The organism is Clostridium tyrobutyricum (assembly GCF_019144085.1).
GTDB lineage: Bacteria > Bacillota > Clostridia > Clostridiales > Clostridiaceae > Clostridium_B > Clostridium_B tyrobutyricum_A.
The window spans coordinates 1-13,015 of sequence record NZ_JAHHUY010000022.1; the positions used below are offsets into that span (position 1 = coordinate 1).

Here is a 13,015-nt window from a genome sequence, read left to right on the forward strand (position 1 = left end):
TATATTCAAATTACGAATTGAAGTCATGAACCATTAGTATATGTTAATTATTAAAGATAGGATTTATAATTGAAAACTCTATCTTTAATAATCATTCAAATTTTATAGAGAATTTATTATATCCTTAAACTTATTACCCCTCACTTCAAAATTAGGAAACATATCAAAGCTTGCACAAGCAGGTGAAAGAGTTACAATATCACCTTTGACAGCAATCTCTTTAGCCTTTGAAACTGCTTCTTCAAGTGAGTTAACTGAAACTATTGGCACATCAATATTCTTGGTAATTTTCAATTTTTCAAATGCCGCCTTTATTTTATCCTTTGTATTACCCATTAAAATAAGAGTCTTTATTTTAGAATATCCTTCTTCCGCTAATACGCCAAAAGGAATTTTTTTATCATATCCACCTGCTATAAGTATGACGGGCTTTTCAAAAGCCTTAAGGCCAGCTAAGGTTCTAGTTGGACTTGAGGCTATTGAATCATTATAATATTTAACTCCATTTAATTCTCTAACAAACTCACATCTATGCTCCACACCTTGAAAAGTGCTAGCGACTTTCCTCATACTATTAGTACTTGCATCTCCTTGTACAGCACAAAAACCAGCTAATAAGTTAGCAACATTATGCATACCTTTCAATTTAATATCTTTTATTTTGCATATCTTATCTTCATCTATATATAAGTTATCATTTTTTAGATATCCACCATAATTTAATTCTTTCTTTATGCTAAACTGTTTTACTTTTCCCAGAGCTTCATCTACCATGGAATCAGTGTAACTATTGTCTTTATTTAATACCAATAAATTATCATTTTTTTGATATCTAAATATATTCTTTTTAGCATCAACATACTCTTCCATATTCTTGTGTATATCAAGATGATTGGGACTTATATTAGTTACCACTGCTACATCAGGTGAAACATTCATAGTCATGAGTTGGAAACTAGACAGCTCAAGTACAACTCTGTCATCTTTATTTATTTCCTCTATCTTTGAAAATAAAGGCACTCCTATATTTCCTCCAACCCAACACTTATATCCTTCCTCAACAAGGATACTATATATAAGCGTTGTAGTCGTAGTCTTACCATCACTTCCTGTAACTCCATATATTTTTGAAGGGCAGTATTTTACAAACTCCTCAACCTCAGAAGTTATATATGACCCTTGAGATTTTGCTTTTAAAAGGGCTGGACTATCTATTCTCATAGATGGAGTCTTAAATATAACATCAAAATTATTTAAATTGTCTAAATAATTTTCTCCAAGTATAAGCTCTACTCCTTTACTCCTTAATTCTTTTGATGTTTTCCCTAATTGACTTTCACTCTTTTTATCAAATGCACTTACTCTAGCACCTAATTTTAATAAAAAATCTATTAACGGTCTATTACTAATTCCTATACCTACTATGGCTGTTTTTTTACCTTTTATAAAGACTTTAAAATCATTAAAGTTATTCTCCATCTAAAAACCCTCCAAAATAAACTATCTATTATGATCTTTATCAGTTAATTATATCACTTATAATTCCATATTGTTATATTTTTTTGTGTGCATTATTTGAAGTTTTATTGTATTTGTCAGCGAATAAAGTCGAAATTGTGAGAAAATATTTAATTTAACAACTTTACACTTGTATATTGAAACTTATTATTATTGTATGCTATACTAGATTTGTGCCGTAAGGAAACATTAATATAATTCCCCAAGTTTTAATTAAACATATAACATATCCCCATGATTAAACCCTAATTTACCGGATGATAGCATCCGGTAAATTTTTTATCCATAATTATTACAGTAAAACTATATTATGTATTTTTTTCTAGTTTTTTTATAATCATATAAATGATATTATTATATCAATTTACAAAAACAGTATTTATATCAACTAAAATAGCATATAGCTATTTTACCAATAACCATATGCTTTATTTATATTGTATTTAAAATTCAACTTTTTCTTTAAGGAAGTCATTAAGCTTATCTATACTTATTCTAAATTGTTCCATAGTATCTCTATCTCTTATAGTAACAGTATTATCTTCAAGTGTATCAAAATCAACCGTTATACAATATGGTGTGCCTATTTCATCTTCTCTTCTGTATCTTTTTCCAATACTACCCGCTTCATCATAATCTATGTTAAATTCTTTTCTTAAAACATCATATACCTGAGAAGACTTTTCTGATAATTTCTTACTCAGTGGAAGCACTGCTGCTTTAAATGGAGCTATAGCCGGATGTAAGTGCATAACTAACCTTGTATCTCCTCCATCAAGCTTTTCTTCATCATAAGCATCAACTAAAAAAGCAAGTACAGCTCTATCTGCTCCTACAGATGGCTCTATACAATAAGGAATATATTTTTCATGAGTTGTAGGATCAAGATAACTCATATCTTTACCTGAATGACCTTGATGCTGTTTTAAATCATAATCAGTTCTATCTGCAATGCCCCAAAGTTCTCCCCAACCAAAAGGAAATAAATATTCAATATCTGAAGTTGCATTACTGTAATGAGAAAGTTCTTCTTTGTCATGATCTCTAAATCTTATATTTTCCTTTTTTAATCCTAATGAAATTAAAAAGTTCCAACAATAGTCTTTCCAATAGCTATGCCATTCTAAATCTGTACCTGGCTTACAAAAAAATTCTAGTTCCATTTGTTCAAACTCTCTAGTTCTAAACGTAAAATTGCCTGGAGTTATTTCATTTCTAAAAGATTTTCCTATCTGTCCTATCCCAAAAGGTATTTTTTTTCTACTAGTTCTCTGAACATTCTTAAAGTTTACAAATATTCCTTGAGCTGTCTCTGGTCTTAAGTATATTTCAGATTTCGAATCTTCAGTTACTCCTTGATAAGTCTTAAACATAAGATTAAATTGTCTTATGTCGGTAAAATTACTTTTTCCGCAGCTAGGACAAGCTATGTTATTATCATCTATATATTTTTTTAGTTTTTCATTGCTCCAACCATCTGCACTAGCCTTTTGAATACCTTGAGATGTCATATGTTCTTCAACTAACTTATCTGCTCTAAATCTTGATTTACAATCTTTACAATCCATAAGTGGATCAGAAAAATTTCCTATATGTCCTGAAGCTGCCCAAACTTCATTATTCATAAGTATTGCACAGTCTATTCCAACATTATGCTTATTATCATGAATAAATTTTTGCCACCAACATTTTTTTACATTATTTTTTAATTCTACCCCAATTGGTCCATAGTCCCAAGTGTTTGCAAGCCCTCCATATATATCTGAGCCTGGATATACAAATCCTCTATTCTTAGCTAAAGCAACTATCTTATCCATATTCTTATCCATATTAAACTATTCTCCTTATATAATTGAATTTATTTTTTACATAAAAAAAGAGCACGTTTAAAGGGACGGATTATATCCGCGGTTCCACCCTTTTTAGCAGATGCTCATCTTTAAATAATAATAGTTCAAAAGCTCCATTCGTAATAAAATCTCAGCCGCTTACACCATTCACAGCCTCTCTGTTGAAATAAATATTACTACTATACTTTGTCATAACCTATTATATTGAATTGTTATAAAATAAATAGCTCCATGAAAATAACCAAGCTCAAAATTTGTTCTAAGTTACTTACCATAGAGCAACTTAAATACTATAAAAATAATATTATTTTAATGGTTTCATAGTAGGAAATAATATAACATCTCTTATTGAAGATGCATTTGTCAAGAACATTATAAGCCTATCTACTCCTATTCCCAATCCTCCAGTTGGTGGCATTCCAATTTCAAGAGCATTGATAAAATCTTCATCCATCATATATGCTTCATCATCACCAAGTTCTCTTTCCTTTAACTGCTGAACAAATCTTTCTTTCTGGACTATAGGATCATTTAATTCTGAATAGGCATTACATATTTCTCTGCCATATATAAATCCCTCAAATCTTTCAGTAAACTTGTCATTTCCTCTTTTCTTCTTAGTAAGAGGTGATATTTCTACAGGATAGTCTAATACAAAAGTTGGCTGAATAAATTTTTCCTCACAAAATTCCTCAAACATAGCATCTAATATATCACCTTTTGTACAATCTTTTAATTCTTTTTTCAGTTCAATATTTTTTTCTTTAGCTATTGCTTGTGCTTCACTATCATCTTTTATTTCATTAAAATCAACACCAGTAAATTTATTTACAGCATCAACCATAGTAATTCTATTCCATGGTGGCTTGAAATCTATTTCAGTATCTTCATAAACTACTTTTGTAGTGCCAAGAACTTTTTCGCATATATAAGCTATCATATTTTCTGTCAATTCCATCATGTCGTTGTAATCTGCAAATGCTTCGTATAGTTCTATACAGGTATATTCTGGATTATGTCTTACATCCATACCTTCATTTCTAAAGTTTTTGCCTATTTCATAAACTTTTTCAAAACCACCTACAATAAGTCTTTTTAAATATAATTCAGTAGCAATTCTAAGATACATATCCATATCAAGAGTATTGTGATGAGTTATAAATGGTTTTGCTGCTGCTCCTCCAGCTATTGTAGATAATATAGGTGTCTCGACTTCTAGGAAATCCCTTTTATCTAGATATTCTCTCATAGTTTTAACAATAGCTGTTCTCTTTAAAAATGTATCTCTTACATCCTGATTTATTATTAAATCTACATATCTCTGTCTATATTTTAAATCTGGATCTTTTAATCCATGCCACTTTTCAGGTAACGGTTTTAAAGATTTACATACAAGTTTAAAACATTCAATGTGAATTGTTATTTCACCAGTTTTTGTTTTAAAAACTCTACCTGTAACAGTTAATATATCACCTATATCATAAGTTTTATATTCTTTTAGTTTTTCTTCTCCAACATCATCTATTTTAATATACATTTGAATTTTGCCATATCTGTCATATATATCAGAGAACCCAGCTTTTCCATGTACCCTTTTGGACATAAGTCTTCCTGCCACAGTAACAGTTTTTCCTTCAAGAGACTCATAATTATCCCTTATCTGTTCTGAAGTATGTGTTCTATCAACCTTATATACCTCAAATGGATCTTTACCTTCATTTTGTAGTTGAAAAAACTTTTGTCTTCTTTCTTCTATAAGGGCATTAAACTTTTTCTCTAACTTATTAAAGTTTTCTTGCTTTGTCATTAAGTTTATCCTCCAATTATTTTCTTATACTGAGTATTTTATATCTACTTACTCCATCTGGAATTCGTACTTCAATTATATCATCAATTTTTTTATTTAATAAACTCTTTCCAACTGGTGATTCATTAGATATTTTATTATTAATAGGATCCGCTTCTGCAGAACCTACAATATGATATTCTACCTCTTCATCAAAATCATAATCTTTAATTTTAACAATTGAACCTACACTTACTATATCTGACGGAATTTCACTTTCATCTACTATAGTAACATTTTTCAACATATTTTCAAGTTGTACTATTCTTCCTTCAACAAATGCCTGTTCATTTTTCGCATCATCATATTCAGAATTTTCACTTAAATCTCCGAAAGAAAGGGCGGATTTAATTTTTTCAGTTATCTCTCTTCTTTTAACTGTCCTTAAATTTTCAAGTTCATCCTCAAGTTTTTTTAATCCTTCGTAAGTTATTAATTGTTCTTTTAATTCGCTCATCTTAATCTCCCCTTTTATAAATAATATCCCAATAATTTTTATAAATAATATTTTAAGTAATTATAAAATAGCATTATTTTAATGTCAATTAAAATTTATTACATTGTCATTAAATTTTATATTATTTAAAAATACCCCATTGTATTCTAATGATTTATCTATATCCTTTTCATCCATCTGATTTAATATGGAACCTAGAACTTCAAAATACATATTTCCATCTTTAAAATTCCAGGGCGCCTTATAAGTTACATCATTAATATTTAAATTGTTTTTTATGCCTTCAACAAAGTTATTACAAACATGCCATATGCATATATCTCTATTAATAACTAAATTTCTGGATGTTATTATAAAATCAGCATTATCAAAAGAAAACTGTTTATCCAAAGTTACTACAGGTGTTACACCATAGTTTGCTATAATATATTCTCTAATCTGGTTAGCTTTTCTAATATTTTCTGAAAGTAGAACTATAAATTTTGCTTCTTTTGCAAAAAAACATATTGTTCTAAATAATATAGAATCTGATGCATCATAAACTACTATACAACTATTTTTTACGTTTTTTTGTATATTTTTAAGTATCATCTGAGTACTTTTATAAATACTAAAAGCCATAAGATCCTTTTGAAAATTATTATATATACTATAGTCTAAATCTCTATATATTTTCGGTGCCAATTTTATATCATTATTTCTACACAATTTTTTAGCTCTTAATAAATTATTATAATAGGCCTCTTTGTTTATATTAGGTGGTAATTCTATATCAGTAATTTTAACATTAAGGTCCTTTATAAAATACTTCTCTTTAATTCTTATTTTAAATCGGTCTTTCATTCTTACAAAAAAGCCATTATCTTTATATACTTTATTTGAGTGAGAATTTGCATATACAACTGGTTGCATTGTACTCTTCCTATAAATTGCTTACATAATATACTATTACGAAAGTTAAATTAAGATTACTTCTAATATAAAAAATTTTTATATGTTTCTAAAATTTCTATAACTTTTTCAATGCTGTCTTCACAATTTATTTTATCTTTTATTTCCTTACTTGCCTTAAGTCCTTTTAAATACCAGCTCATATGTTTGCGCATCTCTAACAAAGCTCTTCTTTGACCTTTATAATTTATAGATCTTCTATAATGATCAATACATAAATTTATTTTTTCTATATCAGTTGGATAATCAACTGTTTTGCCTAATCTTTTTTGTTTTATCTGTTTAAATATCCATGGATTTCCCATAGCTCCTCTACCAATCATAATACCATCACATTTAGACACATCAAGTCTATATTGAGCTTCATCAGCTGTTTTTACATCTCCATTTCCTATAACTGGTATATGTACCATGTTTTTAACTTTACTTATAATGTCCCAATCTGCCATTCCTGTATACATCTGTTTGCTAGTTCTTCCATGAACTGTTATTGCATCTGCTCCTGCTTGTTCAATTCTTTTAGCAAAATCCAACACATTTATATGTTCAGAGTCAAATCCTATTCTCATTTTTACTGTAACAGGCTTTAAGGACTCTTTCTTTACTGCCTTTACTATTTTTTCTGCTATATGTGGATTCTTCATAAGAGCAGAGCCGTCACCATTTTTTACTATTTTAGGAGCCGGACAACCCATATTTATATCTACTAAGCATATATCATCTCTAGAATTAAAAATTTCGCAGGTCTTTGCCATTATATTAGGCTCACTTCCAAAAATTTGCACAGCACATGGTTTTTCTTTTTCTGATATATCAAACATATGCTCAGTTTTACTATTTCCATAAAAAAGAGCCTTTGAACTTATCATCTCTGTATAAACTAATCCACATCCCTGTTCTATGCACAATTCTCTAAAAGCAATATCTGTAACACCTGCCATAGGTGCGAGAAACACATTATTTTTTAACCTGAGATTTCCTATTTGCATTTAAGTATATACTCCTTGTTTTTATAGTAGATAATCCTAAGTCCTGTAAGAGTTAATATTGGATCTATCATATCTATAGAACCAGATTCTTCATTTATAAGCTTTGCGAGTCCCCCTGTAGCTACTACAAAAGGTTGCTCTTCTCCCATAGCAATCATTTCCTGCTTCATTTTTCTTATTATATACTCAATCTGCCCAACATATCCATATATTATTCCTGCCTGCATACTTGTAACAGTATTCTTACATATTACACTCCGTGGTTTTACTAATTCTACACGTGGAAGCTTAGCAGCTCTTTCAAATAATGCATCTGAAGATATTTGTACTCCCGGGCAAATAGTTCCACCCAAATAATCTCCATTAGCAGTAAGTGCACAAAAAGTAGTGGCTGTACCAAAATCTATTATAATTGCTGCTTTATTATAAATTTCATGAGCTGCTACTGCATTTACTATTCTGTCAGCTCCTACTTCTCTTGGATTATCATATTTTACATTTATACCTGTCTTTACTCCAGGACCAACTACAACTGGTTTAACTTTAAAATATTTTACTATCATATGCTCAAGTGAATACATTATATTGGGAACTACAGAAGATATTATAGCCCCTTTTATATCCCCAATTTCTAAATCATTTTTTGCAAAAAGCTGAATTACCTGTATACCATATTCATCTGCTGTTCTCTTAGAATCAGTAGATAATCTCCATACGGAGACAAGGTCATTATCATCATAAATTCCAATTACAATATTAGTATTTCCAACATCTACAACTAAAATCACTATGTAACACCGCCCTTAGAAAACTAATCAAAACACTCTTAAATTAATATTACATAATTAAAGAGCAGCTATATAAGGCTGCCCTAATTTACATTACATTGTCAATTAATACCTTTATTTTATCAATAAAATATGATTTGTCAAGAGCTTTATATACTATAAAAATCTAAACTTTACTAAAATATTATCATGTATAATACAAATCAATTTTTATTTAACTATTTTTTAGTTTTTTCCATAAAGTCATGACTATTTACTATGAATCTTATATGAGATCCCTTTCCTATTACTCCTTTATCATCACTAGCTTCTACTTCAAAAAATAATTTTTTTCTATCAATTTTAGTAAGTACAGCTTTGCACTCTATGTTTGCACCTACAGGCGATGACTTAACATGTTGTACATTCATTTCAATTCCTACTGTTGTGCAATCTTCAGGTATTTCCTTTGCAACAGAACTTTTAGCTGTATTTTCCATAAGAGCTATCATGGATGGTGTTGCATAAACTTCTAAATCTCCAGATCCCATTTTTAGAGCAGTATCATTTTCAGTAACCTTTACCTTCTTAGTAAATACAGTTCCCTCTTTTAAATTAAATTCCATTTAATCATCTCATTTCCCATAATTATTTTAAAAACTTAAAGATTATTTATTTTTTAACATACTTTTATAGTACTAGAAATTATTTTATATTTCAAGTACTATATAAATTTAAAAATACACTCTATAGATTAATCTATAGAGTGTATTTTTAAGCTTGATTAAATATTTCTAAAAATTCATCAGCTTCTACTTTTTCTTTTTCAAGCAATCTCTTAGCTACAGCATGAAGTTTATTTATATTGTCTGTTAATAATTTCTCAGCTTTTTTATATCCATCATCAATTAATTTTCTTATTTCTTTGTCTATTTCAAAAGCTACTTCTTCACTGAAATTTCGTCCTTTGCCTAAATCTCTTCCTAAAAATACTTCGTCATGCCCTGAACCAAATGCTATAGGTCCAAGACCACTCATACCATAATCCATAACCATTTTTCTAGCAATAGTTGTAGCTCTTTCAATATCATTTTTGGCTCCAGTACTTATATCACCTATTATAATCTTCTCAGCTACTCTTCCTCCAAGAAGACCTATTATTTCTTCTTCTAATTTAGTTTTTGACATATAAGAGGTATCTTTTTCAGGCAGGTGCATAGTATATCCTCCAGCCATTCCTCGTGGTATTATACTTATCTCATGTACTGGATCTGATGTAGGTAAAAGCTGCATAACTACCGCATGACCAGCTTCATGATAAGCTGTAAGCTTTCTATCTTCCTCATCTATTACTCGACTCTTTTTCTCTGGTCCTGCAACAACTCTAGTTACTGCTTCTTCTAACTCTTCCATTTCAATTACAGTTTTGTTCTTTCTAACTGCAAGCAGTGCTGCCTCATTCATAAGATTTTCCAAATCTGCTCCTGTAAATCCAGGTGTTCTTTTGGCGAGAACCGCTAATTTCACTTCATCTGAAAGATGTTTATTCTTGGAATGAACTTTAAGTATCTCTTCTCTTCCCTTTACGTCTGGTGCTCCTACCAATATTTGCCTATCGAATCTTCCTGGTCTGAGAAGTGCTGGATCCAATATATCTGGTCTATTTGTAGCAGCTATCATAATTATACCTTCATTTTCACCAAAACCATCCATTTCAACTAAAAGTTGATTCAAAGTTTGTTCTCTTTCATCATGACCTCCGCCAAGGCCTGCTCCCCTCTGTCTTCCAACAGCATCTATTTCATCAATAAATACTATACAAGGAGAATTTTTCTTTGCCTGTTCAAATAAATCCCTAACTCTCGAAGCACCAACACCAACAAACATCTCCACAAAGTCAGATCCTGAAATACTAAAAAAAGGTACACCAGCTTCACCAGATATAGCCTTTGCCAGCAATGTCTTACCTGTACCTGGAGGTCCTACAAGAAGAACTCCTTTAGGTATCCTTGCACCCATTTCAATATATCTTTTAGGCTGCTTTAAAAAATCGACTATCTCTGCAAGTTCTTGTTTTTCTTCTTCTGCTCCCGCTACATCATCAAAGGTAACTTTTTGCTTATCAGGTGTTGCCATTTTAGCTCTGCTTTTACCAAAATTCATAACACCACGATTTCCTCCACCGCCTTGAGATTGCTGCATAAACATAAACCACACCGCAACTAACACAAGTACTAATAAAATTGTAGGTAAATACTGAACCCACATAGGAATTGTAGCTGGTTTTGCATACATCTCCTGTACCTGACCATCTTTAGGATGCTGTCCTATAAACTGAAATAATCTCTCAGATGGAACTACTGTTTCATATTGGGTACCATTTTTTAAACTTCCTCGTAATGTCATTTTGTCTTCTCCAAGTTGGAAACTCTTTATGTTGTTGCTTAACCAACTTTTTTGGAATTGATTAAAGCTAATAGCAGTTGAACTCTGATTAGTTCTTACAAGCAATAGTGCTACTAGAATTACTAATACAAAAATTACCATCCAGGCCGTTGCACTTGAAATTTTCTTCATTAAAGGCCCCCCTCTCTTTATGGTTTTACTCTGTAAAATTGTATCATATGCTAAATTTGTTTACAACGGATTTAACTATTATTTATAAACATCATCTTTTAATACTCCCACATAAGGAAGATTTCTATATTTTTCTGCATAGTCCAAACCAAAACCTACTAGAAAGTAGTCTGGAACCTGAAAACCTATGTATTTTGAATTAACATTAACTTTTCTTCTTTCTTCTTTATTTAGAAGGCAAGCTATTTCTATACTGCTTGGTTTTCTACCTTTCAAATAATCTACAAGATATGAAAGAGTAACACCTGAATCTATTATATCTTCTACAATAAGTATATGCTTATTATGTATCTCAAAGTCTAAATCCTTTAATATTCGTACAATACCAGAACTTTTAGTAGAATTTCCATAACTGGAAACTGCCATAAAATCCATAGTGCATGGAATAGTTATCTGCCTCAATAAATCTGCCATAAATGGAACCGATCCTTTTAAAATACCAACAAGCATTAGCTCTTTTCCTCTATAATCTTCACTAATCTTCTTCCCTAATTCCTTAACTTTCTTGTTAATCTCATCATTACTGATAAGAATTTCCTTGATATCATCACTCATATCATACATAACTATATTTCCTCTCCTTCAAACTCTATAGCTAGAATTTTTTTAGTATGTTTATCTATTTTAAAAAGTTCTCCAATTCTGTATCCAACTACCCATGCTATATTTTCTCCAAAACATATAAGTGGAATATCATTTCTTTTTCCCTTTGATATTTTTAGATCTATAAACATATTTTTAAGTTTTTTACTTCCTTTCATTCCTATTGGTATAAATTTATCTCCTTCTTTCCTATTGCGCAATATTATATTTCCCTTTATCTTATCATAATCAAAGTATTGTATAAATTTATTTGTATTTGTATTTTTAATACCTTCATTACAATAAGATTCTATATAAATTGTACAATTATTAGAAATATTATTTATGCCATCATGAAGTACATATATGTCATTTGACATCTTAGCTTTTTTAATATTCTTGCTTATAATCATATTGCCATAATCATTTGAAACTATTATCCGGTTTGGAAGCATAATCTGTTTTCCAGTAGAATGCTTTTGAATACGCATTATGTCATAAATGTGTATCTTTTCAAAGTCGTATAGATTGCCACATACTTCTCTTAGTGATAATCTTAAAATTCTGGAAACTATTGATTCATTTTCTAAAAATGCCTCTTTAGATATTATAACCTTTTCTGGGCAAGTATCACAATATTTTTTAAATTTTTCTTTACCTATACTATCTAAATAATTATTGTCAACTTTTATAGTATCAGATAATCTATTTATAGTATTTATAATATCTTTATTGAAGTTTTTTTCTATATAGGGAATAAGTTCCAATCTTATCTTATTTCTTGAATATATAGTTTCAAAATTTGTCTTATCTATTTGTGGATTTAAATTCTCTTGGTTACAATAATTTTCAATTTCACACCTGGTGGTATTTATAAGGGGCCTTATAAATTCATGATCACGTACAGCCTTTATGCCCGTTAGGCCCTCTAATCCAGTACCTCTCATAATTCTCATTAGGACGGTCTCAGCCTGATCATTTGCATTATGTGCTATAGCTATCTTTTGTGCTTCAACTTCCTCTTTGACTTCATTAAAAAATTCATATCTTACTTTTCTTCCTGCAGTTTCACAAGAAATATTTTGTTGATGTGAAATTTTATTTATGTCAACTCTTTTACTTCTAAACTCAATACCTATATTTTGACAAAAGTTCCTAACAAACTCTTCATCCTCATCTGATTCTTTTCCTCTAAGACAATGGTTTAGATGTGCCACATACAAGGTTATATCAAGTTCTTCACTGAGTTTATACAAAATATCCAAAAGGCAGAGTGAATCAGGTCCTCCAGATACAGCTACTACCACTTTATCTTTTTTACACAACATATTATTTTCTTTTATAGTATTAAGTACAGTTTTTATCAAGACAAACACTTCCTGAAAATAGTTTATTTTAGAAATAATATCTTATATTAT

The 13,015-nt window shown here is 29.9% G+C and carries 11 protein-coding genes and 1 other annotated feature; all 11 genes read right to left on the bottom strand.

Annotated features, from left to right (window positions below; all coding sequences use genetic code 11):
- Nucleotides 1–102: 102 nt before the first annotated feature.
- A complete protein-coding gene (gene murD / locus KM800_RS10355; protein ID WP_217812999.1) occupies nucleotides 103–1,479 on the bottom strand; it encodes a UDP-N-acetylmuramoyl-L-alanine--D-glutamate ligase in 1,377 nt (458 codons plus the stop codon).
- 482 nt (nucleotides 1,480–1,961) lie between these two features.
- Nucleotides 1,962–3,347 carry a glycine--tRNA ligase gene (locus tag KM800_RS10360; RefSeq protein WP_217813000.1) on the bottom strand — a complete coding sequence of 462 codons (1,386 nt, stop codon included), beginning with the start codon at nucleotides 3,345–3,347 and terminating at the stop codon, nucleotides 1,962–1,964.
- A gap of 58 nt (nucleotides 3,348–3,405) precedes the next feature.
- Nucleotides 3,406–3,570: a binding site (T-box leader), on the bottom strand.
- 102 nt (nucleotides 3,571–3,672) lie between these two features.
- Nucleotides 3,673–5,175: a lysine--tRNA ligase gene (gene lysS / locus KM800_RS10365; RefSeq protein ID WP_217813001.1), complete on the bottom strand. Its 1,503-nt coding sequence runs from the start codon at nucleotides 5,173–5,175 to the stop codon at nucleotides 3,673–3,675.
- Nucleotides 5,176–5,191: 16 nt separating this feature from the next.
- A complete protein-coding gene (greA, locus tag KM800_RS10370) occupies nucleotides 5,192–5,671 on the bottom strand; it encodes a transcription elongation factor GreA (RefSeq protein WP_217813002.1) in 480 nt (159 codons plus the stop codon).
- Nucleotides 5,672–5,755: 84 nt separating this feature from the next.
- Nucleotides 5,756–6,583, bottom strand: coding sequence for a hypothetical protein (locus KM800_RS10375; RefSeq protein WP_217813003.1), 828 nt, complete (start codon nucleotides 6,581–6,583; stop codon nucleotides 5,756–5,758).
- Nucleotides 6,584–6,645: 62 nt separating this feature from the next.
- Nucleotides 6,646–7,611: a tRNA dihydrouridine synthase DusB gene (gene dusB, locus KM800_RS10380; RefSeq protein WP_217813004.1), complete on the bottom strand. Its 966-nt coding sequence runs from the start codon at nucleotides 7,609–7,611 to the stop codon at nucleotides 6,646–6,648.
- Nucleotides 7,602–8,399 carry a type III pantothenate kinase gene (locus KM800_RS10385; protein WP_217813005.1) on the bottom strand — a complete coding sequence of 266 codons (798 nt, stop codon included), beginning with the start codon at nucleotides 8,397–8,399 and terminating at the stop codon, nucleotides 7,602–7,604. Before KM800_RS10385 ends, dusB begins: the two co-directional genes overlap by 10 nt.
- 218 nt (nucleotides 8,400–8,617) lie before the next feature.
- On the bottom strand, nucleotides 8,618–9,004 hold the full coding sequence (locus tag KM800_RS10390) for a thioesterase family protein (protein ID WP_217813006.1): 387 nt from the start codon (nucleotides 9,002–9,004) through the stop codon (nucleotides 8,618–8,620).
- 148 nt (nucleotides 9,005–9,152) lie between these two features.
- Nucleotides 9,153–10,955, bottom strand: a complete 1,803-nt coding sequence (ftsH, locus tag KM800_RS10395) for an ATP-dependent zinc metalloprotease FtsH (protein WP_217813007.1) — start codon at nucleotides 10,953–10,955, stop codon at nucleotides 9,153–9,155.
- Between the two features lie 78 nt (nucleotides 10,956–11,033).
- Entirely contained in the window at nucleotides 11,034–11,579 is a 546-nt protein-coding gene (hpt, locus tag KM800_RS10400) for a hypoxanthine phosphoribosyltransferase (RefSeq protein ID WP_217813008.1), read from the bottom strand.
- A 2-nt stretch (nucleotides 11,580–11,581) separates the two neighbouring features.
- Nucleotides 11,582–12,964, bottom strand: coding sequence for a tRNA lysidine(34) synthetase TilS (tilS, locus tag KM800_RS10405; protein WP_217813009.1), 1,383 nt, complete (start codon nucleotides 12,962–12,964; stop codon nucleotides 11,582–11,584).
- Between the last annotated feature and the right edge of the window lie 51 nt (nucleotides 12,965–13,015).